Below are 24168 nucleotides of genomic sequence, written 5' to 3' on the forward strand. Positions count from 1 at the left end.
TATAATAGCTTGGAAAAAATAATTAAATAGATAACAAAAAGGAACATTAATATGTTGAATTATATCAAGATGAAATCTCTTGCCCTGGGCCTTCTAAGTACCTTTGCCCTGATCAGTATCAGTTTCGCATCAGAGCCAATCTTTCATGGACAAAGCCCTGAAACTGAATCCTTTGCGGCAAAGCTTGGTATTGAACGCCAAGTGTATTATCCATCTGAATCCCAGCTATTTGCCTACTACGCCCATGTTGAAGCTGAATCCATGACAAAAGTGGACAGTGCCGAAGCCAAACAGGTCCATCATCAAATCAACCAATTGATTTCCGGTTTTACCCCCCGGGAACCGGATGCAATACACATGCACCTCGACCATCAGCACAAGGATAACGGCCGATTTGATGAGTTATACGATGTATTGCAGGCAAAAGCAGAGGAATTGGGACTAACTGTGTCTTTACGGGAAAATTCCAATGCCAGCCCTTCCCAGTACCCACCCATACAGCGTACCAGTGTTCTGGAAATTATGCTGGGAAAACCTGAAACAATGAACACATTGATCAATTACGCGGCCGACATCTATCAGCAGTACCTGGCAACAGAACAACTGAATCCGGCAGATTCATGCCTGTTTGTTCACCCCCAGTACACTCCGGACGAGAGTAATCCCGCAGAACAATACCTGTTCCATTACAAAGGGGACATCATGTTGAGTAATCCGGTCAACTGCGCTGTTTCCCACAACTATGCAATCAATCTGCTGAATAGATTACTGAACATGCAAGGAAGATAAAGCGCATATCATTAAGAATGAAAAATCAGCGCTATTTTAACAGACAGGCCAGTCCGGACATCCGGACTGGCCTGACACATGGTGTCAATGAGTTTGACGGGTTGTCGTGCCTCCGCACTTCGTTCGTCCTGAGCCTGTCAAAGGACCCATAGGGCCTAAAGGCGGAAACTCCGGACTCTGATAGATCGTGCCAAGCACCCTTCGACTCCGCTCAGGGTGAACGGAGATTGTGCTCGTCAAACTCATTGAAACCATGTACACAATGTTCATTCCCATGCCCGGGAGATATTTAAACGGTCATTAAGTTTACCTGCCCCGACCTTTTTTCTGCCGGGATGTTGGACTCTTTGATGTTCTGGAATTGCGATTATCCCACTGACCGCCCCGGGCTTTCTGGAAATCACCCTGCGATTGTATCCGCTGGCCAGATCTTCTTTGCCCCTTGTTTTCCTCTTCCGGAATCAATTGATGCTTACCGGAACCAATCAGGTCGGAACGATTCATATCCCGCAGGGCCTGGCGCAGGAAGGGCCAGTTTTTCGCATCATGGTAACGGAGAAAGGCCTTTTGCAAACGACGCTGATCCAATGTTCTTGGCGTATACAAACGGGGGCTTTTGTAGCTGATCCGCTTCAGCGGATTCTTCTGGGCATAATACATGGCCGTGGCCAGCGACATGGGCGATGGATAAAACGTTTGCACCTGATCCACACGGAACTTGTTTTTCTTCAGCCATAAAGAAAGGTTCAACATATCTTCATCTTCACAGCCGGGGTGAGCGGCAATAAAGTAAGGAATCAGATACTGTTTTTTACCTGCCTTTTGGGAGAAGTGTTCAAACATCTTTTTAAAGGCGTCATAGGTGCCCATCCCCGGCTTCATCATCAGATCGAGGGTGCCTTTTTCCGTATGTTCCGGGGCAATCTTTAAATAGCCACCCACATGGTGCGTCACCAGCTCTTCCACATATTCCGGGTCTTCCACCGCCAGGTCATAGCGCAGGCCGGAGGCAATGGCAATTTTCCTGATACCCGGCAGGGCACGGGCTTTCCGATACAGCTCTGTGGTCTTCTTGTGGGAGGTTTTCAGGTTTTTACAAATCCCCGGAAAGACACAGGAAAGTCTACGACAACTGGCCTGGATCTTGTCATCCTTGCAATTGAGATAGTACATATTGGCGGTTGGACCACCCAGGTCGGATATCTGCCCGGTAAAGCCCGGTACTTTTTCCCGAATATCTTCCAGTTCGGCAATCACCGATTCATGGGAGCGACTCTGGATAATACGACCTTCATGCTCAGTAATGGAACAGAAAGAACACCCTCCAAAACAGCCACGCATGATATTGACCGAGGTTTTGATCATCTCGTAGGCCGGAATATTGGCATTGCCATAAGACGGGTGTGGACGACGCTGGTAAAACAGGCCAAACACACCATCAATCTCAGGGGTTGCCAGGGGGATGGGTGGCGGGTTCACCCAGAGTTCACGGTTGCCATGCTTCTGTACCAGCACCCGGGCATTATGGGGGTTGGATTCCTGGTGCAGTACCCGGGAAGCATGGGCATAAAGCACCGGGTCTTTGCGCACCTTGTCAAATGATGGCAACCGTATGCAGGTGGAGGCCGGGTCCAGCTGCTGGTTGCGATGCAGAGGCATGGGGATAATGCGCACCGGCTGCACGTCATTCTCACCCGCTGACTCAGGCTGATTGCCGGTTTTGCTATCACAAACCGTCTCTTCTACCTCAGCATAAGGGCTCAGGCCATAAGCTTCTTCCAGGGACTGAATATCCCGGGGCCAGTCAATCCGTGATGAATCAATTTCAGTCCAGCCGGAAGGCAGCGCCGGTTTTATCACCACGGTTCCCCGGATATCATCAATCTCCCGAATGGTCATGCCTTTCGCCAATCGATCCGCCACTTCGGCCAGCGCCCGCTCGGCATTACCATAAAGCAGAATATCGGCGGTGGCATCGATCAATACGGAACGACGCACTTCATCACTCCAGTAATCATACTGGGCAATACGACGCAAACTGGCTTCAATACCACCAAGCACCACCGGAACATCACTGTATGCTTCCTTACAGCGCTGGCTATAGACGATCACCGACCGGTCCGGTCGCTTGCCCGGCTGTGCGTTCGGTGTATAGGCATCGTCATTACGCACTTTCAGGTCGGCAGTGTAGCGGTTAATCATGGAGTCCATGTTGCCGCCAGTCACACCGAAGAACAGGTTTGGCTTGCCCAGCCGTTTGAAATCTTCCGGGTTGCTCCAGTCCGGCTGAGCAATAATCCCAACCCGAAAACCCTGGGATTCCAGGAAACGGCCAATCACCGCCATACCAAAGCTGGGGTGGTCAACATAGGCGTCGCCGGTCACAATAATAATGTCGCAGGAATCCCAGCCAAGCGCATCCATCTCTTTACGGGACATGGGCAACCAGGGCGACGTGCCATAGCATTCAGCCCAGTACTTGGGATAGGAGAAAAGGTCCGGTGCGGTTTTCGGTGTGGGCATGGATTCTTGGGTGCTGTGATGAAAAACCGGCTATTTTCACAGAAATCGCCCGTCAGTCCTACCCCGGTATTTAAATCAACAACCACCAAATAGCGAAAGGTTAATAAGACAAACCGGCCCATTGCCATAAAAAACTGTCAATACAACGAAGACTACAGCCCTTTATGCTCTCCCTCTCAGGGTAGACATTAAGGAATTCATGTCAGAAAACCGGTTACTTTTTAATGTCTACCGTCAGTGCTCTCCCTTCACCTGCTCTCGCAACGCTCTTTTTAATACTTTACCCGTGGCACTGAGCGGGAATTCCTGAAAAATCCGTACATAGCGCGGGTATTTGTAGTCCCCAAGCTGTTGCCGTGCCCAGGTCTTCACCAATTCCGGCGACAGCTCACAACCTTCACGCAGGATCAGGCAGGCCATAATCTCTTCAACGTAATAATCATCAGGTACCCCAATGACCGCCGCCTGCATAATATCGGGATGAGCGAGCAACACCTCCTCAACCTCACGGGGGTAAACATTAAAACCGCCACGTATAATCAGATCTTTCTTCCGGTCTACTATGTAGTAGTTACCCGCTTCATCACAGCGGGCAATATCGCCGGTTCGGAACCAGCCATCTTGCAACACCGCTGCCGTCTGTTCCGGCTTGTTAAAGTACCCTTTCATCACGTTATGACCACGAATGGCCAGCTCACCATCCTGACCAAAAGGCAGAGCATTTCCCTCATCGTCAACCACTTTCAGTGCTACACCGGGAATCGGCCGACCAATGGAGCCGGGAATGCGTGCCTGATCCAGAGTATTGAAACAGGCGACCGGCGACGTCTCCGAGAGACCATAACCTTCAAGAAGGGTGACGTTGAAATTGCCCTCAAATGCCTGCAAAACATCTACAGGCATAGGGCCTCCACCACTGACACACAACCGCAACTTATCGGTAATGGCCTGTCGTTCACCGGCAGACAACTCCGCCTGCGCACCATTCAGGGCAATATACATGGTGGGTACACCAGCGAAATAGCTGATCTGCTCCTGCGCCAGCAGCTTCAGGGTTGTCAATGCCTCGAAACGAACCATCAACACCATGGTGGATGCTGATGCCACGGCATGGAGCATATGGGCCGTCTGGGCAAAACTATGGAACAACGGCAAAACCACCAGATGACTATCATTGACACCGGTCATCAATAAGGCCGAGCAGATAAGCGCATTCATCGACAGGTTATAGTGAGTCAGCTCAGCACCTTTTGGCCGTCCGGTGGTGCCGGACGTATAGAGAATGGCGGCAGTATCTTCCGGGGCCCTGTCCTGCGGGTCGGCCATTGAGCCGCCGGATAGCAATGCGGATAGCGTGGACTCACCTCGCCATTCATCCTGGCTGAGGTCTACGGTAATAACAAAAAAGTGTTCACAGCTGCTCACCCGTTGACAGGCTTCAAGTCCAAACTGCCCCAATGGCAGTTCATCCGAACCTTGAAAACACAGATAGGCGACAGCCTGACTGTCGGTAAGATGATAGGCGATCTCTTTTGGCTTCAGCAGAATATTCAACGGCACCACAACCGCACCGGCACTGAGAATACCGTAATAAACCATCATGAATTGGGGAATATTCGGGCAACTGACCGCCACCCGGTCACCGGGCCGGATACCTGTTTGCTGCAACCCCTGACCAATAGTGGCTGCCGTATCTTTTAATACCTGATAACTGATACGCCGTTCACCCGCAACAATGGCGGTTTTATCGGGATAAACAGCAGCGCTCCGGAACAGGAAATCAGCAAGATTGGGCATGAAACCAACACCCCGGGGAAATAAAATGGACTCCCCAGAACATAGACACCTACCGGTGAAAGCTCAAACTGACACTTTAAAACAGACTGGTTTGTGACGTGATGATGTTGTCAAAATCCATATCAACAAACGGCAGGAAGGTAAAGGTTATCTGAGCATGGAGCAGTAATGCTTCAGCCTGCTGAAAAGCAGACTTGGCAGAAAAAAGATGGCCAGCTCGTTATCTATCACAGGCATACCGGTTGCCCATCAGTCACTACCCAGAAGACCATTTCCGTCTGATTACGCCGGTCTGAACTCTGCCGACTTAAAAGAAATCCTTTTTGCCCTGATGCCATTGTGAAGATTGTGGAAAATGAAGATAGTGCTACCTTACCTTGATTCAGTGAGAAAGGTCAGATGGCTATCAGCCACCTGGTGTTCCCTTTGCAGTCGCCCATCATGGATAAGCCGACAGTTGGCTTATTACCAACCTTATTCAGTTCCCCGGAGCAGTATTTGAAGTCGTTGCAGAGGATTCAGGTTGAGCAAGCCTGGATTGGCAGTAATTAGCGACTGAACGGGAAAATCGTACTGCGGGACTCCTTTCGATGTGTACTAACATATCTTCCAACGCTTCAACTGGTGATTTAGCCACAGTACTGCTGATTACATACTTCTCACAAGATAATGTATATGTCTGATTCACACCAAACCCACGCCAGGGCAATGAAGCACTTTGCTGTTGATCCCCCAAGGCCCGTGAAACCGCTCTTGATGGCATCATATTTTGAGCGCTGTTTTTTACACTATCCAACAAACACCGTTTTTTAATATTCGTTCTTTTATTTTGAAACCATAATTTAACCTCCTCTTCTGTCATATCAAGCTCTGAAGCCAGAAAAGCTCGTTCCTGGATTGTTACATAAGCCCTGCATTGAAATGCCTTATCAAGTTGTTTAGCTTTCCATTCAGGCACATATGATCGTTTTCTGAGTACTGCAGGTTCCGTGCTTGCCTGCCGGGGATATGATTCACTCGTATCAGCTTGGCTCGTTATCTTCCCTGAAGGAACTGATTGGCAACTTCCTACCGGATCATCCGCTGTTCTGGTGGAAGTAACGGCCCGGTCAAAAGGCCAGGGACTAGAACTCATATCAGGCCCAGCCAGTCCCTGATGCCTATTGTGATAAGGAGGAAACGCTGATGCCATGGCAGGCTGGTCAAGCAGGGGAATATTCCTTGACACATTACCAATACTGGCAACTCCCATACCAAATCTATCCAGCGCAATAAAGTCCCTTGCCTGTGACGTCCAGGGTAATAATCCATCCACAGAACAAACTGGTTCTTGCCCGGAATAAACTGGCTCAGTATCAGGATGGGCTGCAGCAAACCTGCCGCAGAAAGTCGCATTTTCAGGTTTTGGTCCAGAGGCTGAACGAGGGTCAGCATTTTCAGATGCGCTAACTGCGCCACGCAACGATGTGCCAGATTGGTCGGGGGAAAGCACTGCAGGGTCCATGAAATCAGCCAGTTAGTTATAGGTAATAGATACAAGCATCAAAAAATCCAGTCAACAGGTAGAAGTTATTCTGTAAAGCCTGTTGACGTTTAGTTGCCAGCTCATGTTTCAGTTGAGGTGAAAGAATATGACTCATCATCAGCATCAGTTAATTCAACCCTTGGAGCAGTTGCAGGAAGTCCGGGCCCGGAACTGCCGGATTGACTATAGTCAGCAAGTGAAAGGGGAGATTGTGCCTGAGGAATATCTTTGAGATTCGCTGATATTAACTGCAACGCTTCATCTGGTGATTGAGCCATAGCCGAGCTGATTACTTTCCTCTCGCGCAGTAATTCATATCTCTGCTGAGCACCAACTTCCTGCCGTGATGCTGAAGGCATTGGCTGCTTCGTCGAACGGACCCGGGAAGCAGCTGCTTTCGATGCCGTGACAGACCGAGCACTTTTGCTTTCTCTGGCTAAAGAGGCCTGCTTTTTCATGGCCGATCTTTTATTCTGAAACCATATTTGTACCTGTGATTCTTTTACCTTCAACTTTGAAGCCAATGAATACTTTTGAAACGTTGTTAAATACTTGTTGCGTTTAAAAGCATTATTAAGTTTCTGAAGTTGCCAATCCTGAAAGGTGGTCCGCAATCTACGTGCCAGAAACTCAGGTTCTACTGGCTGGGCATCCATTTCGCTCGTATCAGCTTTGCTCTTTACCGTATCAGCTTTGCTCTTTACCGTATCAGCAGAAGCTGACGAACAAGGCTCCCCACCCACATCCACTACCTGGGTAGAAGTAGCAATCCGATAAGGTGACCGGTAAACAGAGCCCATATCAAACCCTGCCTGTACTCCCAGGTGATAATGGTCAAGCGCCGGGGCCATGGCATAATGATTATACAGGGACAAATTCCTTGGTATATTATCGACACTTGAAACTCCGTAACCAAACATGTAAAGAGGGGAAAGTTCCCTTACCTGTGGTACCATGGGTATTACACTATCCACGCCATGGACTGGCTGCGCATCAGAAGTTCGTGCTATGGAAAACCTGCCATAAACTGCCGTATTTCTAACTTCTGGTGTACTGGCTAGACGAGTATCAACTGTTCTGGATGAGCTAACTACATCAGACAACATGTCAGGTGATTTTTTAGAAAGCGCTGCTGGATCCATAACATCAGCCAATTTGTTGTAGGTAGAACCATACTAGACGCGTGCGTCAAAAAATCTAATGAGCTGTAAAAGTTTTTTCTGTATTTAAGGTGACACTGTGCTGACTCAGATCCATTCACAAGGACTGGGACACGCTGTTCGCTGTGGATGTGAAATCCATTTTCCTGACCAGTAAATACTTTGTTCCATCCATGATTGCCAACGGCGGTGGTACTATCGTCAACACCGCTTCGGTGTCCGAACTGAACGGTGACTACAACATGGCCGCTAATAATGCTGCAAAAGGAGCGGTGGTCAATCTGACCAGGGCAATGGCCCTGGATTATGGCAAGTACAATATTCGGGTGAATAATGTCTGCCCTTCTGCCAGTGCAACGCCGATGTTTCTGGCCAACCCGACCGATGTCGTCGATCAGTTCAACCAGGCTAACCCCCTGGGAGGCTGACCGAGAATAGCGCCCGTAACGAGAATGGCAGAAAATTGAGGATAAAAATTCGGTTTTGTGAGGTGAATAGCGGGGCTATTTGCCGAACAAAAGCGGATTTTTAGACCAATTTGCTGCCACCGCAGTAGGGCAGTCTATTCTCGGTCAGCCACCTAGGACGCATCTGCACCCCGCAAGAGGTGGCCGAGGCCATGTACTTCCTCGCCTCCGATGCCTCCCGCTCCTGCAATGGCGTTAACCTGCCGGTGTCAGGCGGTCTGGAACTCCATACCGGTCAACCGGTGCAATAACCCATAACAAATGTTCAAACCGTTTCAGGTGCTTGCTCGGCCGGGGGTTTTGAAGTTATGACTCTGTTATAAATTTTTGTTATTGTTTCGGAGCCACTGGTAGCTAAGCAGCCGACAAGTACCCCGGTAAGTATGGGTGCAGGATAGCTAGCGCCCCAATACATTGCACACACCCAGCCAAAAAATACTCCACCGCCGGTATTGGCCAAGCAGTTACCGGCCTTTTTGACACGGCTTTCACTTACTTTTTGCAGCATGTGTTGGCTTGTTGGAACGGGTTGACTTGTTATAACGGGTTGACTTGTTGTATCGGGTTGACTTGTTGGAACGGATTGTTTGGTTATTACAGTGTTCATATCAATATAACCTTTACATGCAATTGGAATAATTTTTTTATAATCCAAAGAATCATAGACCATTACTGATCAATCATGAAAATATTGAGTTGCTAATCATGACAAAACAGCACGCACTGTATTAACGCTGGACGGTTTTGATAAAACCTATTACTTAAGCTGCCGCAAAACAGCATCAGCAATTGCAGAAGCTCTACTTGAACACTGCCTGTGCCTTCCAGATGCCTGATAAAGTGCGCCTCAGAATCCTGCAGATAAACCTTGCAGAACTTCTGCCACTCTTTGGGCTGGGTGCCTTTAACAAACGACAGTACATCGGCGGTATAGAGTGCTGTCGTCCGATCATAATGTTCCGGCTTGCCCAGCTGCCAGCCATTGGCCTGCATTCGGGCGATAATGTCATTTTGGAACTCGATCTCTTTGCTGACATCCATGCTCATGAAGACGACTCACTGGTTTTATTGGCCAGACGCTGGCGAGCGTTGTTTATGGCTTGCTGGAACCGGGCTTCCAGTAATTCTCTGGGAGGCAGGCTGGTCAGATAGTCAGCCACATGAATACCGCTTTTGCCCAGCTCCAATAGAAACTGCTCCATATCCCGCAACAAAATGGCATCTTCAAGATCTTTTTCCAGGTAGCGGTCATTGAGATTGAGAAAATCCAGTAAATAAGGGTCTTTCAGCAAAACCTCGGGCTCTATACTGCCAGTTTCTTGCAGGGCATTCAGTCGCGCCTCAAGCACTTTTCGGGCTGTTTTGCAGCCATAGTCCGTTCAAAAAGCAAGCTTCCCACCTGTTTTCGCAGGGTGCGAACACTCCAGCGCTCAATGCCGCACATTTGCACATAAAAGTCTCGTGCCAACGGCTCTTTCAGGTAGATCAGCTCCAGAAAATTGCTCCAGTGCAATTGTCTAGACAGTGTCGAGACAATTTGATGATGTGAAAAAGCCCTGAAATACATAACCGTGGGAAACAAGGTTGGCCAGTCAAAATATGGTTGTTTATTTGTCGTCGACATGAATATTGTTAACCCTGGATTTCCCGGGTTTTCTGCAGTACATAAAAAAAGACCTCGGTTATACAACACGTGAAGTATTGTTACCGAGGTCTGTTTGGTCAAAAATAAAGCTTTATGACAACTTCAAAAGTTTTATGTCAAAATACCAAAGTACCGACAATCAAGCCGCTTTCTGCTGCTGTGGCTCTGGCGTCCGGATCAGGTAATCAAAGGCACCCAACGCCGCATTTGCACCACCGCCCATTGCAATAATGATCTGTTTGTAAGGTGCGGTGGTTACATCACCGGCCGCAAACACGCCGGGCAGAGACGTTTCCCCCTGGGCACCGGTGATAATCTCACCACGTGGGCTTAACTCCAGAGTGCCCTTGAGGAACTCGGCGTTAGGTACCAGGCCAATCTGGACAAAAATACCCGACAACTCAATTGTATTGCTGTTATCCGTTGCCCGGTCGGTGTAACGCAGTCCGGTCACTTTCTCACCATCGCCCAGCACTTCAGTGGTCAGTGCTTCGGTAATGATATCGATATTACCCATGGAGCGGGCCTTGCGTTGCAGCACTTCATCTGCTCTCAGTTTGCTGTCGAACTCCAGAACAGTGACATGTTCAACAATACCTGCCAGATCGATTGCTGCTTCAATACCGGAGTTACCACCACCAATGACGGCGACTTTTTTCCCTTTGAACAGCGGGCCATCACAGTGTGGGCAATAGGCGACGCCTTTACCCCGGTATTCCTGCTCACCGGGCACGTTCATTTCCCGCCAGCGGGCACCGGTAGCGATAACCAGTGAGCGACTGTGCAATGTTGCCCCACTTTCCAGCTCAACCTGAATCAGATCACCGACCTGCTCCGCCGCCACAATCCGGCTGGCACGCTGTTGAGTCATGATATCCACGTCATAGTCGCGGACATGTTCTTCCAGGCTTGCGGCCAGTTTAGGGCCTTCCGTCGCCTTAACGGAGATAAAGTTTTCAATACCAACGGTATCCATCACCTGACCACCGAAACGGTCCGCCACAATACCGGTACGAATGCCTTTTCGGGCACTGTAGATGGCAGCAGAGGCACCGGCAGGGCCACCGCCAACCACCAGCACATCAAACGGTGCTTTTTCAGCAATGGCTTCGGCCTGACGCGCTGCTACCCCGGTATCCAGCTTGTTCAGGATTTCCTGCAGAGAGATACGACCCTGGGCAAACAGTTCACCGTTCAGGTAAACCGAGGGTACGGCCATGATTTTCCGTTCGTCCACTTCGTTCGGGAACAAGGCACCATCGATCATCACATTGGTGATGTTGGGATTCAGGGCTGACATGATATTCAGCGCCTGCACCACATCCGGGCAGTTCTGACAGCTGAGGGAAACGTAAGTTTCAAAGCGGTAGTTACCTTCCAGTGCTTTTACCTGCTCTGCCACGGAATCATCCACCTTAATGGGGTGACCTCCACTGTGTAGCAGCGCCAGTACCAGGGAGGTGAACTCATGGCCCATGGGCAGGCCGGCAAAGCGGATTTCACTGCCCGTTGCCGCCGAGCGAACCAGCATGGAGGGTTTGCGCTCATTGCTGCTGTCTGATTTGGTGACAGATACCTTGTCAGACAGGCTGGCAATGTCGTTGGCCAAGGCGGCCATTTCCGCTGACTTATCGCTGTCGTCCAGAAATACCATCAGCTCAACGGCTGTTTTCAGGTTTTGCAGGTAACTCTGTAACTGGACTTTCATATTTGTGTCGAGCATGGTCGCACCCCTGTTTATGATAAAAATGGTGTCTTACTTGCTTCGATCAGGCTTGTTCTGACCGGGCTTCTCAGACAAGCCTCTGTAAAGCTGACCAGGAATATTGAACAACGGTTTATTCAGTATTCCTGGTCAGCCTTTGAGCCCTGCCCGAACAGGCTGTCCGGGCAGGCTATCAGCGGTAATCTATTACTTAGATCTTGCCAACCAGGTCCAGGGACGGTGCCAGAGTCTCTTCACCTGGCTGCCATGCGGCCGGGCAAACTTCGCCGTCATGCTCAGCGACGTACTGGGCAGCCTGTACCTTACGCACCAGGTCTTTGGCTGAGCGGCCGATGCCCAGGTCGTTGGTTTCGATGGCCTTGATTTCACCTTCAGGATTGATTACAAAGGTGCCACGCAGTGCCAGGCCGTCTTCTTCAATCATCACACCGAAGTTGCGGGTGATGGTGCCGGTTGGATCGCCGATCATCGGGAACTGGATTTTCTTGATGGTTTCAGAGCTGTCATGCCATGCCTTATGGGTGAAGTGGGTATCCGTTGACACGGAGTACACTTCGACGCCCAGGGACTGTAGTTTCTCGTAATGGTCAGCCAGATCACCCAGTTCCGTTGGGCAGACAAAGGTGAAGTCAGCCGGGTAAAAGAAGACCACTGACCACTTGCCCAGCAGGCTATGTTCGGTCACATCGATAAACTCGCCTTTGTGGAAAGCAGTGGCTTTGAATGGCTTGATCACAGTGTTAATCAGAGATTGAGTCATTTGATTTTCCTTTTCGCTTCTCTTGGAGAGTGTTTTCTGGTTTAACGTTTGTCTTTCACGTGATAAAGATTACGGCCAAACCATCGAACATCAAAATTAATTAAAAGAATACCCCTAATAGATTTACTTAATTGACAAAGCCTCGGTTCCCCGAACAAAAAGGCGACAACAGGAACGATTTATGGAAGTCACGGTAGTATCATCCGCAATACTGATTACACTGGGCATACTGGCAGGCATCATCAACACACTGGCAGGGGGAGGTTCCAACCTGACGCTGCCAGCCCTGATGGTCATGGGCATGCCCGCTGATATTGCCAATGCCAGCAACCGGGTTGGCATTTTCCTGCAGAGCCTGACCGGTGCCCTGGGCTTCAGGCAACATAATCGTCTGGAGACTGGAGAGATTCTGCCCATGATGATCCCTACCCTGGCGGGAGGTCTGGCGGGGGCAGTGACCGCGTCTTACAGCCCGGAGTGGGCATTAAAGCCCATGCTGCTGGGAGCCATGGTCACCATGAGCCTGATTATGGTACTGCGGCCAGCCATGATTGTTCCACCTGAAGGCACTGTGCCATTGAAAGTGGCAGACTCACCGAAATCGTGGGTCGGCCTGGCCATAGCCGGATTCTATGGCGGCTTTGTGCAGGCAGGTGTCGGCTTTATTTTGCTGGCGGCGGTATGTGGCGTTCTCCGTTACGATCTGGTGCGGGGCAATGCCCTGAAACTGGTCTGCACCCTGGCTTTTACGGTAGTGGCCCTGGTCGTCTTTATTGCCCGTGACCAGGTGGCCTGGATTCCGGCATTGGTTCTGTCCATCGGCTATATCATTGGCGCACATCTTTCCGTAAAGTTTGCCATTAAGGCCAAACCAGACACACTGAAAAAGCTACTGCTGGTAATGACCGTTTGCGGGTGTTTTGCGGCGTTATTCTTTTAACGAGAAGGTTTTTTAACGGGAACAGGTTTTTTAACGGCAACAGGCAATTAAAAAGCCGGCGTACTGTAACGGATCAGAAGCAAGTTGTTAACCGTAATGCAACCTTCAGTATCCCAGAATACATAGGGGTAGCGGGAATCATCAGCCTCGTATATAAGCAGAGAAGCAAAATGGGGCCCTAAGGAAGGGAGCTTTCCCTGATTATAAGCCCCCATATCGACGGATACGACAAGGGGATCCTCCTTATGCCTGACGACGCCGTTTACATTTTTGTCCTCAGCCAACAGAGATAGCAATGGTTCCAGTGCCTGGTGTAAATGTTGCCGAATCAAGCTAATGCGCAGCGTTTGGAAATCGTATTTTCCATGTAAATTCTGGACATACTTTTTCTGTACCATATCTGGCTGAGGATCATGAGCACACTCTTCTCTTATGTCCGGAAGCGAAATATTTGCACTGGTGGACGGTCTGGAAGCTGAATGAGTCAACAGGCGGATTCTCCTGCAAAGCTCGTCAGCAGAGGTAACAGAACGGCAAACTATTGGCTCGTCACTGGGGGTTTCCAACTTTGCTTCAGCAACACCATCTGAGTCAGGCATTAACGTCGATGTACCTGAACATGCCTCTGAGAAATCATTGATTATATGACCTGAAAAAGACGTACCAGCATTTTTTTCAGCCCTTGAAGATACCTGTTTGCCACTGGCAATCTCACTATCGGAAGGGAGTGACTGCGCCGCCAGGGTGAGCTGAAGTGAAGCAGGTGTATACATTAGCACTCATACCCCCCCATGGGATTTCTTTTGTTAATTTATTCATATCAACAAAGTAGTCAACAAATTCACCACCCGCAGAAAAAATAATGCCCGGCGACGGCCGGGCTTTTCTTTTACAATCACTTTTACAGGCTCAGACAAGCCCCTTTGGTTTTAGAAGCGTTTGGTTACCGATGCGCTGAATACGTGGGCGGTGTTGTTGTATTCGCCTTTGAGGTTCAGGTTTCCTGCGGGGCTTCCATTAGATCGATAGTTTTTCTCATCAATCTCTACTTTGGATCCGAACATATATCCATAAGCAGCATCTACCGTCCAGTCATTGCCCAACTCATACTTGGCACCAAGTGTCAGCCAGTTACGATCACTATCAGGAATCCGAGCTGTTCTGAACTCATCTTTAACTGGACTTTGATCAAATGCATAACCTGCTTTTAAGGTGAGATTATCATCATATTTATAGCTACCGCCAACAGCGAACGCCCACACATTTTTCCAGTTTTCAGGTACATATGTTATTACTGCTGCATCTGAAGGATCACCTCCAGAAACAGGGCCAGTTCCTTGATCAGAACTAATGACCAGCTTGTCGAACTGGCTCCATCGTGTCCAAGTTGCTCCAGCCATTACTGTCCACCGGTCATCCAGCTCGTGGGTAGCACTGAACTCCAGGGTCTCTGGCAAGGTTATGTCTAGCTTGGCTTTCTCCGTTGCACTACCTCCTAAAGCATTCCAGATAGAACCAGTTCCAGTAGCATCTCCTTTTAGCTTCAGCTTAATACTTGATCTATAGCTAACACCCATGGATGTTGACTCTTGTGGCTGCCAAATTGCACCAATATTCCAGCCATAAGCCACATCATCACCTTTGATCACAACATTATCACTGGGTGAAGCAGGGTTGATAAAACGGCTGAGTTCTCCTTCTCCATAGGTAGCGAAAACACCTAAACCTAAAGAGAGCTGATCAGAAAACTTATAGGCGACTGTTGGCTGGAAATTAACAATAGTAACTTGAGTTTCATCAGCAAGATATTTCCCAGCCCAGTCGTCATTGTAGTCTGTAGAAGAACCAAATGGCGCGTAGATACCGAAACCGAATGAGAGCCGATCATCTACGGGCATTGAAAAATAACCAAATGGGATCAAAGAAGTGCTCAGAAACTCATCATTACTACTGCTAGTAGGTCCTAAAGGAGTGGTACCTGTACCCTTAAAATCACCTTTTGGCACAACCACACCGCCACCCACAGTCACCTGCCGCTCTTTCAACAGAGCAATACCTGCAGGGTTTGCCGCCATAATAGAAGCATCTTCTGCATTAGAACCCCGCCCCGCATAAGCAGTACCTGCCGCAGCCGCTGAAGATTCATTCAGAGCAAAACCAGCAGCACCAGCCTGCACGGCCAATGTCAGTGTCGACAGGGCAAAGAGGGATTGATTGATTTTTTTCATTAGTACTTCCCTTCAGGCACATCTTATTAAGGTGCATTTTTATTATTGTGCGAATGTCGTGTGACTTTTCGTGATCGGATACTAATACATTTGTTTCAATTTGAAAAGCAATGAACCACCAACAAATAACTACCCAACAATAACACCCCCCATCAAAAACCTACCCACTGCCCACTGCCAACTGCCCACTGCCAACTTTTTTATGTTTCAGCCAAAACCCCTCCCCCAACCCGAGGCACCAACAACAACCTGGCCAAAGCAGGCAACAACCAAATAGCCCCAACCATATTCCAGACAAACATAAAGGTCAGCAAAATCCCCATATCCGCCTGAAATTTCAGCGGCGAGAAGATCCAGGTACCGACCCCAATGGCCAGAGTGACACCGGTAAAGGTAACGGCCTTACCGGTTATTTTCAGCGTTGCGTAATAGGCTTCTTCCAGAGACATACCCTGCCTCATAAAACTCTCTAAACGACTGTAGATATATATTCCGTAATCCACGCCAATCCCCACACCCAGGCCGGCAGGGTCGCAACTTTTACACCACCCCCCAGGTAAGACATCAGCGCCTGACAGAGCACCGAAGTCAGTCCCAGTGGGATAATAATGCAGAGCACCGCTTTCACAGCACGGAAGGTAATCAGGCAGAGAATACTGACCACCGCATACACCCAGAACAGCATTTTATTCTGCGCCTGGGCAATAATCTCATTGATGGCCGCTTCTACTCCGGCATTACCGCTGGCCATCACAAACTGGAACTCTTCGGTGTTATTGATAGCAGCAAACGCCTGAGTTGTCTGAACCACCCGCTCCAGTGTTTCGGCCTTGTGATCATCCAGGAACAGGATAATCGGTGCACTGGAACAGTCGGCATTAAACAGTGCAGCCGCATTCCCCACCGAGTTGTTCAGCACATAAGGATTACGGGAGAGGCTTTGCCATTTCAAACTTCCTTCATTCAGCCCTTTAATCACCTGCTTGGACACGGTGACCAGCGAGAGCGCAGACTGAACCCCCGGCACATTCTCCATATGCCACATATATCGGTCGATGGCATCCATCACCGGATAACGGCTACAACCTTCGGGCTGAGTTTCCAGATAGGTGACGAACAGATCGGCACTGGTGGCGTAATGGCTATTAATAAACAGGTTATCCAGGTTGTAGCGGGAGTCCGGATGAAACTCCGGGGCACCGGGGTCAAGGTCACCAATTTTCAGGTCAGTTGCCTTGTAAGCGCCCGCAGCAAAGCCCAGCAGGGCAATCAGGATAGACACCGGCATTACCTTCGGGCTGGCCAGTTTGGCGACCACTTGCCAGACCCGGGACTCCTTCTGCTGGCTCTTTCTGGCATGGTCAACGGAGCGTTTGCTGACTGTGATAAACGACATCAGCACAGGCAGCAGAACCAGGTTGGTTAAAATGATGGTCGCAACCCCGATACTGGCGGTAATCGCCAGATCCTGAATCACCTGAATATCAATCACCAGCAGGGTAAGGAAACCGATGGCATCAGAAATCAGTGCCACCATACCGGGAATATACAGGGTTCGGAATGTCCGGCGGGCAGCGGTCAGGGCGTTTGCCCCCCGGGCCGTTTCGGCACTGATACTGTTAATGATCTGGACACCGTGGCTCACGCCAATGGCAAACACCAGAAAAGGCACCAGGACCGAGTAAAGATCAAGACCATAGCCAAGGGTAGCCAACAGACCCATCTGCCAGACCACCGCTATGATGGACGTCAACAGCGGAATAAAAGTGCTTTTCAGACAGCGGGAATAAAGGAATAACAGGAGGCTGGTAACGCCAAGGGCGATAATAAAGAACCAGACAATGGCTTTCACACCCTCAAACAGATCCCCAAAAATCTTGGCAATTCCGGTAATATGCAGATCAACACCCTGTGCCGCATATTTGCTGCGCAGTACTTCCAGCTGGGCAGAAAGGTGCTGGTAATCCAGGCTTTCGCCGGTTTCCGGATGTTTCTCAAACAACGGGGCACTGACGATACTGGAGCGGAAATCGTTGGCAATGATCCTTCCGACCTGGCCGGATTTCAGAATATTTTCCCGAAGCTGGTCCAGGCTGGCCCGACTGCCGTCATAGGTGTCAGGAATCACCGTCCCACCGGTAAAGCCTTCTTCCGTTACTTCAATCCAGCGAACCGATGGCGTCCAGAGGGACTTCAGATTGCTTCGATCAACCCCCGGAAGATAAAACACTTCATCATTAATCTGCTTGAGCAACTCCATATACTCAGCGGAAAAAATATCGCCATCCCGGGGAGCCACCGCTATGCGAATGGTATTTCCGGAGTTGCCCCCCTCTTCCATGTGACGAAGCATATTCTGGATAAAAGGGTGTTCCAGTGGCACCATTTTCTGGAAACTGGCATCCATCCGCAGTCCGGTCACCAGCTGCCAGGTGAGAAACAGTGATACCAGCAGGAACAACAGGCAAACCCGCAGACGATTATTGAAAATCATCCGTTCCACTATTGGTTCGCTGCCTTCTCTGGATAGAGAGGATTGGGATGAATGATGAAAAGACGACATAACTGGCTGCCCCGGATTTTTTAATTATTTTTATGGTCTGGTTCAAACACGTTCACAGTCGTACAATATAAAACCGTTTAAAGCTGTTTTTACTCCAACACCCTGCCTTCCAGGGTCATCCGGTAGGCACCACCCTGGCCAACAACCACAATAAACCCATCGCTGCTGGGTGCCAGTGCACTCAGTGTCATCCGGTCCGGCCGGTGTGAAACCGACAGACCACTGTTGGTACCTGAAGCCAGCTCCGCGCCAGACCCGGTCAGTACCGCCCCGGAATTGCCAACCAGCGCAATACTGCCATCGGTCAGTTTGGTGGAACCAAACAGGGTTTGATCGGTACCGGAGCTGAGTGGTTGCCAGGTCTCCCCGAGGTCCGCACTCTGATAAATATTCCCCCGCAAACCATGAACCAGAACACGACCATGCCCGCCACTTACACCAAACCAGGAACCTTCATACGGGCTCTCCAAAGTTACCCAGGAATGGCCCGCGTCAGAAGAGCGAAAGAGGATACCGGCCTCACCGGCCAGAAACAGGTTGCCCTGACCATCGTCGTTAATAGCGTTGTAGTGAAACTCATCGTCATTGGCGATACGGTCATCGATAAATTCCCAGCTCCTGCCGCCGTCTACCGTTTCAATAATGTAACCGTACGCACCCACGGCAAAGCCGTGAAGGCTGTCGCTAAACCATACATCCAGCAGTGGTACTGTTGCCTCACGATCAACATACACCTGTTGCCAGGTTTCGCCACCATCTTCTGTCTTCAGTACTATGGCATCGTGACCGACGGCATAGCCAATCGTTTCTGAGGGAAAGTGCACCGCCGTCAGCATTTGCATGGTTGGCACACTGGCCTGCTGCCAGCTGACCCCGTGATCATCGGAGTAGACAATGTGACCACGCTCACCGACAGAAACCAGCCTTACACCACCATCAGTGCGGGTCACATCCAGTAGAAGACTGTTGGCTGCCTTTATGGACTGGACCGCCGGGCGGTCAACAGGAGACTTTGAAGGTAAGGCATACACCGATTCGGCTGACAAGATTGCAACAGACAGTAATACGAAAGACAGAATGGCAACAGACAGTAATACGAAAGACAGAATGGCAACAGGCATACGACTTCCCTTCTTTTTATATTATTTTTTTAGTGAGACGAGTATAAACAAACATTATTGAACAGCGAAGTATATCCGGGTGCAGATAGTGAAAATAAAACGATTGTGGATAAAAAAAGCCATCTGCCCGCTTGAACATGTTGTGTTCATTGCAGGGTATCGCTGCCGATAGCAACCAGCTTTGTCAGCGGCTGTTGAGCATAATAAACGGCAATTTGTGTTAGTATACGGCTGCTTTAGCCGAGCCAACGGTTTTATATTTGCAAAAAACAATAAAAAAAGGCACCTGTCATGAATAATAAACAGCTCGTCCTATCAAGGCACCAAGGTGGCAACAGCCCCTGGCAGGAGAACACAGAATGATTGACACTAACGACTTTGTCGGCGTCTGGGCTCTTGAGGAATGGTCCGTTACCCACAAACCATCCGGCTATGTTGTCTACCCATTTGACGGTAATTCCGAAGGCCATATTATCTACACTGAAAACGGTTGGGTATCAGCCACACTGATGGAAACAGATCGTCCACCCGTACCGCAGGATCGTCGCCATCTGTTTGCCGCTCGTATGCAACTCGCCCCCCCGGCAGGTATCCAGGCACCAGAATTGACCGCTGAAAAACAACAGAAGTTTGATCGACTGAAAGAACTCTTCTGCCGCTCCGGCATGGGTTATGTTGCCTATTGTGGCCCATTTACTGTGAACGGAGATATGGTACAACACCATATTAAAAACAGTCTGATACCCCAGTGGACAGGTACTGTTCTGGAAAGAAAGTATGAGTTTGACGGTGACCTGCTAACCCTCAGCGCCACCGATGGTGACTTCGCCGATAAGCTGGTGTGGAAACGCACGGCTTAATCATTGCCATCGATTTACATGCCAAAAGCTGGGGTCATGTAACCAGCGCTGCTATTGTGCCGCCGGACGAATGGGGCGAATTCTTGTGGAAGCCGGCACCTTATTCAGGAAGCCGGCTTAAATCGAAACCTCAGAGGCTTTTGGTGACTACTTCATAAACATCAGAAGAAAGGCCGGGCGTTGCTTTAATTCTCTCCAATGCCTTACGCATACGTTCACGACAGCCAGGCTCAAATTTACGCCAGCGGGTTAAAGGCGTCATCAGCCGTGCAGCAATCTGGGGGTTTTTCTTATCAAGATCCAGCAGCTGATCTGTCAGAAACTCATACCCCAGGCCATCCACACGGTGAAACTGCTTCATATTGCCGGCAAAACCACCCAGCACAGAACGCAGTTTATTCGGACTGGTGGCATCAAAAATCTCATGCTGCATCAGTGCCAGAATATGTTCCAGGGTTCCCAGTGATGGGCTGGCGGCCTGTACCGACAACCACTGGTCCATAACATTGGTATCATCCTGATAACGTTCCAGGAAATCCGCCAGCACTTCGTCAATCAGCTCACGATTCTGACAGCCAGCATTAACGATACTGACCAGTGCCGCAAAACGATCGGTCATATTGGACGCGCCGTGATACTGTTGCTCCGCCAGCGCCAACATGCCTTTATCATCCAGACTGGTCAGATAGGACAGGCTGATATTTTTCAGCGTGCGTTCAGCAATATCTTCTGCTTCAGGTCGGTAAGGCTTATTGATGCTTAAAGAGCGCCACAGAGTTTCCAGCGACTCACGGTGCGCAGAGGCAATCGCATTCTTGACGGTCAAGCGTGCCTGATGGATAAACTGCGGGTAAACCTCAATCGCCTGTTCCGCCAGGGACGCTTCCGATGGCAATGACAACATCTCAGCTTTTACCGCCAGATCCAGTGACTCATCGGTGATAACCGTCCCAAACGCCTTGATCAGGCTTTCATCCGGGCTGCACTCCCTGCCCTGTTCCAGGGCCGCCACCATTTCATCAATCACACCACTGGCCAGACGCTGGCTGGCATCCCAACGGTTAAAGTGATCGCTGTCGTTTTCCATCAGGAACAGCAGGTCATCACGGGAGTAGTCATACCTGACCCGCACCGGCGCAGAGAACCCTCTTAATATAGAAGGCAGTGGGCGCTCTTCTATATTTTCAAAGGTGAATGTTTCCTTTTCCTGTTTGACATCCACTACCTGATCGGTGTCTCCGGCGTTATTAAGCGGCAGATCCTCACCTTCTCCGTCCAGCAGGCCAATACGTACCGGAATATGGAACGGCAGCTTTTCCTTCTGCCCCGGTGTCGCGGGACAGGATTGCTCAATGGTCAGCCGGTACTGCCTGTTCTCTTCATCGTATTCATCACTGACCTTAAGTACTGGAGTACCTGCCTGGCTGTACCAGCGACGGAACTGCCCCAGGTCGCGGCCAGAAGCATCTTCCATGGCTTTGACAAAATCTTCGCAGGTCACGGCCTGACCATCATGGCGGGCAAAGTAAAGATCTGACCCTTTGCGGAAATCCTCTGGCCCGAGAATACCATGGATCATCCGTACGACTTCCGCCCCTTTTTCATAAACGGTGACGGTGTAGAAATTGGAAATCTCAATAAACGACTCAGGTCTTACCGGATGCGCCATTGGCCCGGCATCTTCGGCAAACTGGGCGGTACGGAGAATATTGACATCCTCAATGCGTTTTACCCCCCGGGAGTTCATATCCGCGGAAAATTCCGAATCCCGGAACACGGTAAAACCTTCTTTCAGGCTCAGCTGAAACCAATCCCGGCAGGTCACCCGGTTACCGGACCAGTTGTGGAAATACTCGTGGGCAACAATCGCTTCAACCCGCTGAAAGCGGGCATCTGTCGCCGCTTCCGGGCTGGCCAGCACACAGGCTGAATTAAAGATATTCAGCCCTTTGTTTTCCATGGCCCCCATATTGAAATGATCAACGGCGACGATCATGAAAATATCCAGATCGTATTCACGACCATAGACCTGTTCATCCCACTTCATGGATTTCTTCAGAGAGATCATGGCATGATCGCACTGGTCAATATTGTGCGCTTCGGTAAACAGCCTCAGCTTCACCTCACGACCACTCATGGTGGTAAAGTGATCTTCCACATACTGCAAATTACCCGCGACCAGAGCAAACAGGTAACTTGGTTTTTTGAAGGGGTCTTCCCAGGTGACAAAGTGCCTGCCATGGTCCAGTTCGCCACGTTCAATATCATTACCATTGGAGAGAAGCACCGGATACGCTGCCTTGTCGGCGGTGATTCGGGTGATAAACCGGGACATCACATCAGGACGGTCCAGGTAGTAGGTAATCTTGCGAAAACCTTCTGCCTCACACTGGGTACAGAACATACCATTGGATTTATAGAGCCCTTCCAGGGAGGTGTTTTCCTGGGGCTTGATGCGGCAGACGGTTTTTAAAGTGAACGCTTCTGTGGGTGAGGCAATCCTGAGAAAACCATCCTCTTCCCTGAAGTCCGTGAATGGCTGGTCATCAATTTCAAGAGAAAGAAGTTCAAGGTCATCCCCCACCAGTACCAGCTCAGGAAGCATGTTCTCCCGAGCGTTTTCTGCAGCGCTGGCTGAGGGATTATCAGGATTACGACGAATACTCAGCACTGAGGTAACCATCGCATGGTCTTCAAAGAGATCAAAGGTCAGGTTGGTCTGATCAATCCAGTAGTCAGGTGCCTGATAATCTTTCAGGTAAATCGCTTTTGGTTGCGAGTCTTTCATCTTGTCCATCCTGTTGTCTTTTTCATAAGCGTTTGCACAGGGACTGTGATTAATTTACAGCCACGCTCACCTCATAGGCGGCATGTTTACGAATATTGACCACACCATTATCAAAAATCAGATACTGTCCCTTGATACCCAATAGCGTACCTTCAATCAACGGCTCCTTGTCAAAGGATCGGGATGTGACTTTGGCGGGGTATTCAATCACCGGGTAATCAATATTCAGTACGGCAGAAGAGTCGATATCTACTGACTTGACACCTGCCAAAGGTTGTATCGCCTGAATGCCAAATTGCTCCTGCAATGCGGTAATCCGACTATGGTTCATGTCCAACAGTTCCCGGGCGGTATCCTGCAGGTCCAGAGGGTCAGCGGGCCCCTTCAGCATAGCCCGCCAGTTGGTCCGGTCATTGATAAATTCCTTGAAGATCACTTCCAGCAGCCCCGATTGCTGACGGGTCGCCACGCGAATAAATGGCATGGCCTGCGTGGCACCCTGGTCAATCCAGCGGGTTGGCACCTGGGTTGCCCGGGTAATGCCAACTTTCAAACCGGATGAGTTGGCCAGATAGACGACATGATCTGTCATACAGAATGTTTCTCCCCAGGCGGGATCACGGCAAGTGCCCTGATGATAATGGCACTTTTCCGGGCTCATAATGCAGCTGTCACACTGGGGCAGCTTTTTAAAACAGGGATAGCAGAAGCCCTGGTTAAAACTCTTTTTGGTTTTCCGGCCACAGTGGCAGCAATGAATTTCCCCCTGGTACTGCATGGACAACTTTTGTCCCAGCAGCTCATTCAATGGCAGCAATTGATCGCCAACGGGCAGTTGGTAGGTAACCTGGCTCTTGCTGTTGTCAGTCCCGGTCAACAGGTCTGAATGCATTTTGCTGAGCGATCCGGTGATGGTACTTTCGGACACAGTTGTACTCTTGTGTAGGGTAAGAACGGCCCTGTTATCAACCAACAGAGCGACATCAACATAAATAGAGAGTCTTTAGTTCCTGAAACGAAGGATGGTGGCCTCTTCAGCAGAGCTGTCCTCTTTAGAAGATGTACCACCGGATTTGCACTTGCCGGGCATATAGCCGACCCGTTGTGACTCTGGCAAGTGTTCGTGTTCATAAACAATCACCGCCTGCAGGCTGACATCCCGTTCTTCTTCCGTCATGGCCCGTCCATCAGGCCACTTACCCAGTTCCAGCGCCAACTTCAATGCCTGATGGATAGCAGGCGTCATCTTCTCCAGAAAAGCATCTAACTGCATGGT

The 24168-nt window shown here is 49.8% G+C and carries 20 protein-coding genes and 2 pseudogenes; 5 read left to right on the forward strand and 17 right to left on the reverse strand.

Going from position 1 to position 24168, the window contains the following annotated elements; translation table 11 throughout:
* Positions 1-51: 51 nt before the first annotated feature.
* On the forward strand, positions 52-789 hold the full coding sequence (locus ACO6UX_RS06785) for a hypothetical protein (RefSeq protein ID WP_422446045.1): 738 nt from the start codon (positions 52-54) through the stop codon (positions 787-789).
* A gap of 306 nt (positions 790-1095) precedes the next feature.
* Here ACO6UX_RS06785 and ACO6UX_RS06790 read toward each other — a convergent pair whose 3' ends face one another.
* The 4 genes from ACO6UX_RS06790 to ACO6UX_RS06805 all read right to left on the reverse strand — a co-directional run bounded on the left by ACO6UX_RS06790 (position 1096) and on the right by ACO6UX_RS06805 (position 7776).
* Positions 1096-3312, reverse strand: coding sequence for a YgiQ family radical SAM protein (locus tag ACO6UX_RS06790; protein WP_422446047.1), 2217 nt, complete (start codon positions 3310-3312; stop codon positions 1096-1098).
* 234 nt (positions 3313-3546) lie between these two features.
* Positions 3547-5109 (reverse strand): long-chain-fatty-acid--CoA ligase, encoded by a 1563-nt coding sequence (locus ACO6UX_RS06795; protein WP_422446049.1) that lies wholly within the window; start codon positions 5107-5109, stop codon positions 3547-3549.
* A 478-nt stretch (positions 5110-5587) separates the two neighbouring features.
* Positions 5588-6613 carry a homeobox domain-containing protein gene (locus ACO6UX_RS06800; RefSeq protein ID WP_422446051.1) on the reverse strand — a complete coding sequence of 342 codons (1026 nt, stop codon included), beginning with the start codon at positions 6611-6613 and terminating at the stop codon, positions 5588-5590.
* A 101-nt stretch (positions 6614-6714) separates the two neighbouring features.
* A complete protein-coding gene (locus ACO6UX_RS06805) occupies positions 6715-7776 on the reverse strand; it encodes a homeobox domain-containing protein (protein WP_422446053.1) in 1062 nt (353 codons plus the stop codon).
* A 113-nt stretch (positions 7777-7889) separates the two neighbouring features.
* Between ACO6UX_RS06805 and ACO6UX_RS06810 the strand changes: the two genes are divergently transcribed.
* Positions 7890-8222 (forward strand): SDR family NAD(P)-dependent oxidoreductase, encoded by a 333-nt coding sequence (locus ACO6UX_RS06810; protein WP_422446163.1) that lies wholly within the window; start codon positions 7890-7892, stop codon positions 8220-8222.
* A gap of 158 nt (positions 8223-8380) precedes the next feature.
* Positions 8381-8512 (forward strand): annotated as a pseudogene (locus tag ACO6UX_RS06815) (SDR family oxidoreductase); the annotation flags it as partial.
* Positions 8513-8526: 14 nt separating this feature from the next.
* On the opposite strand, the gene ACO6UX_RS06820 reads toward ACO6UX_RS06815, so the two are convergent.
* The 6 genes from ACO6UX_RS06820 to ahpC form a co-directional block, all read right to left on the reverse strand.
* Positions 8527-8931: a hypothetical protein gene (locus ACO6UX_RS06820; protein WP_422446055.1), complete on the reverse strand. Its 405-nt coding sequence runs from the start codon at positions 8929-8931 to the stop codon at positions 8527-8529.
* Positions 8932-8960: 29 nt separating this feature from the next.
* Positions 8961-9308: a hypothetical protein gene (locus ACO6UX_RS06825; RefSeq protein ID WP_422446057.1), complete on the reverse strand. Its 348-nt coding sequence runs from the start codon at positions 9306-9308 to the stop codon at positions 8961-8963.
* Positions 9305-9610 carry a PDDEXK nuclease domain-containing protein gene (locus ACO6UX_RS06830; RefSeq protein ID WP_422446059.1) on the reverse strand — a complete coding sequence of 102 codons (306 nt, stop codon included), beginning with the start codon at positions 9608-9610 and terminating at the stop codon, positions 9305-9307. Before ACO6UX_RS06830 ends, ACO6UX_RS06825 begins: the two co-directional genes overlap by 4 nt.
* Positions 9592-9885, reverse strand: coding sequence for a DUF1016 N-terminal domain-containing protein (locus tag ACO6UX_RS06835; protein ID WP_422446061.1), 294 nt, complete (start codon positions 9883-9885; stop codon positions 9592-9594). Before ACO6UX_RS06835 ends, ACO6UX_RS06830 begins: the two co-directional genes overlap by 19 nt.
* 160 nt (positions 9886-10045) lie before the next feature.
* Positions 10046-11629 carry an alkyl hydroperoxide reductase subunit F gene (gene ahpF, locus ACO6UX_RS06840; RefSeq protein WP_422446063.1) on the reverse strand — a complete coding sequence of 528 codons (1584 nt, stop codon included), beginning with the start codon at positions 11627-11629 and terminating at the stop codon, positions 10046-10048.
* 193 nt (positions 11630-11822) lie between these two features.
* Complete coding sequence (gene ahpC, locus ACO6UX_RS06845) at positions 11823-12392, reverse strand: alkyl hydroperoxide reductase subunit C (protein WP_422446065.1); 570 nt, start codon at positions 12390-12392, stop codon at positions 11823-11825.
* 181 nt (positions 12393-12573) lie between these two features.
* On the opposite strand from ahpC, the gene ACO6UX_RS06850 reads away from it, so the two are divergent.
* Positions 12574-13332 (forward strand): sulfite exporter TauE/SafE family protein, encoded by a 759-nt coding sequence (locus ACO6UX_RS06850; protein WP_422446067.1) that lies wholly within the window; start codon positions 12574-12576, stop codon positions 13330-13332.
* Positions 13333-13379: 47 nt separating this feature from the next.
* Here the strand turns inward: ACO6UX_RS06850 and ACO6UX_RS06855 are convergent, their stop codons facing one another.
* The 4 genes and pseudogenes from ACO6UX_RS06855 to ACO6UX_RS06870 all read right to left on the reverse strand — a co-directional run bounded on the left by ACO6UX_RS06855 (position 13380) and on the right by ACO6UX_RS06870 (position 19244).
* Positions 13380-14105, reverse strand: a complete 726-nt coding sequence (locus ACO6UX_RS06855; protein ID WP_422446069.1) for a hypothetical protein — start codon at positions 14103-14105, stop codon at positions 13380-13382.
* A 156-nt stretch (positions 14106-14261) separates the two neighbouring features.
* On the reverse strand, positions 14262-15560 hold the full coding sequence (locus ACO6UX_RS06860) for an OmpP1/FadL family transporter (protein WP_422446071.1): 1299 nt from the start codon (positions 15558-15560) through the stop codon (positions 14262-14264).
* 200 nt (positions 15561-15760) lie between these two features.
* A pseudogene (locus ACO6UX_RS06865) lies at positions 15761-18123 on the reverse strand (efflux RND transporter permease subunit).
* Between the two features lie 89 nt (positions 18124-18212).
* Positions 18213-19244, reverse strand: coding sequence for a YCF48-related protein (locus ACO6UX_RS06870; protein ID WP_422446073.1), 1032 nt, complete (start codon positions 19242-19244; stop codon positions 18213-18215).
* Between the two features lie 359 nt (positions 19245-19603).
* Here ACO6UX_RS06870 and ACO6UX_RS06875 point away from each other — a divergent pair, with 359 nt between their 5' ends.
* On the forward strand, positions 19604-20104 hold the full coding sequence (locus ACO6UX_RS06875; protein ID WP_422446075.1) for a lipocalin-like domain-containing protein: 501 nt from the start codon (positions 19604-19606) through the stop codon (positions 20102-20104).
* A 130-nt stretch (positions 20105-20234) separates the two neighbouring features.
* Here ACO6UX_RS06875 and pepN read toward each other — a convergent pair whose 3' ends face one another.
* From pepN to ACO6UX_RS06890, 3 genes are all read right to left on the reverse strand, one after another.
* Positions 20235-22892: an aminopeptidase N gene (gene pepN, locus ACO6UX_RS06880; protein WP_422446077.1), complete on the reverse strand. Its 2658-nt coding sequence runs from the start codon at positions 22890-22892 to the stop codon at positions 20235-20237.
* Positions 22893-22941: 49 nt separating this feature from the next.
* A complete protein-coding gene (locus ACO6UX_RS06885) occupies positions 22942-23820 on the reverse strand; it encodes a DUF2797 domain-containing protein (protein WP_422446079.1) in 879 nt (292 codons plus the stop codon).
* Positions 23821-23895: 75 nt separating this feature from the next.
* Positions 23896-24165, reverse strand: coding sequence for a YeaC family protein (locus ACO6UX_RS06890; RefSeq protein WP_101747473.1), 270 nt, complete (start codon positions 24163-24165; stop codon positions 23896-23898).
* Between the last annotated feature and the right edge of the window lie 3 nt (positions 24166-24168).

The sequence above is a fragment of the Endozoicomonas sp. ALB091 genome, assembly GCF_049310265.1.
GTDB lineage: Bacteria > Pseudomonadota > Gammaproteobacteria > Pseudomonadales > Endozoicomonadaceae > Endozoicomonas.

Coding starts and splice junctions, on each gene's coding strand:
- ACO6UX_RS06790 (WP_422446047.1), bottom strand. CDS start 3,312: ATGCCCACACCGAAAACCGCACCGGACCTTTTCTCCTATCCCAAGTAC.
- pepN (WP_422446077.1), bottom strand. CDS start 22,892: ATGAAAGACTCGCAACCAAAAGCGATTTACCTGAAAGATTATCAGGCA.
- ACO6UX_RS06825 (WP_422446057.1), bottom strand. CDS start 9,308: ATGAGCATGGATGTCAGCAAAGAGATCGAGTTCCAAAATGACATTATC.
- ACO6UX_RS06890 (WP_101747473.1), bottom strand. CDS start 24,165: ATGCAGTTAGATGCTTTTCTGGAGAAGATGACGCCTGCTATCCATCAG.
- ACO6UX_RS06785 (WP_422446045.1), top strand. CDS start 52: ATGTTGAATTATATCAAGATGAAATCTCTTGCCCTGGGCCTTCTAAGT.
- ACO6UX_RS06860 (WP_422446071.1), bottom strand. CDS start 15,560: ATGAAAAAAATCAATCAATCCCTCTTTGCCCTGTCGACACTGACATTG.
- ACO6UX_RS06795 (WP_422446049.1), bottom strand. CDS start 5,109: ATGCCCAATCTTGCTGATTTCCTGTTCCGGAGCGCTGCTGTTTATCCC.
- ACO6UX_RS06850 (WP_422446067.1), top strand. CDS start 12,574: ATGGAAGTCACGGTAGTATCATCCGCAATACTGATTACACTGGGCATA.
- ACO6UX_RS06820 (WP_422446055.1), bottom strand. CDS start 8,931: ATGGTCTATGATTCTTTGGATTATAAAAAAATTATTCCAATTGCATGT.
- ACO6UX_RS06800 (WP_422446051.1), bottom strand. CDS start 6,613: ATGGACCCTGCAGTGCTTTCCCCCGACCAATCTGGCACATCGTTGCGT.
- ahpC (WP_422446065.1), bottom strand. CDS start 12,392: ATGACTCAATCTCTGATTAACACTGTGATCAAGCCATTCAAAGCCACT.
- ACO6UX_RS06855 (WP_422446069.1), bottom strand. CDS start 14,105: ATGTATACACCTGCTTCACTTCAGCTCACCCTGGCGGCGCAGTCACTC.
- ahpF (WP_422446063.1), bottom strand. CDS start 11,629: ATGCTCGACACAAATATGAAAGTCCAGTTACAGAGTTACCTGCAAAAC.
- ACO6UX_RS06870 (WP_422446073.1), bottom strand. CDS start 19,244: ATGCCTGTTGCCATTCTGTCTTTCGTATTACTGTCTGTTGCCATTCTG.
- ACO6UX_RS06835 (WP_422446061.1), bottom strand. CDS start 9,885: ATGTCGACGACAAATAAACAACCATATTTTGACTGGCCAACCTTGTTT.
- ACO6UX_RS06875 (WP_422446075.1), top strand. CDS start 19,604: ATGATTGACACTAACGACTTTGTCGGCGTCTGGGCTCTTGAGGAATGG.
- ACO6UX_RS06805 (WP_422446053.1), bottom strand. CDS start 7,776: ATGGATCCAGCAGCGCTTTCTAAAAAATCACCTGACATGTTGTCTGAT.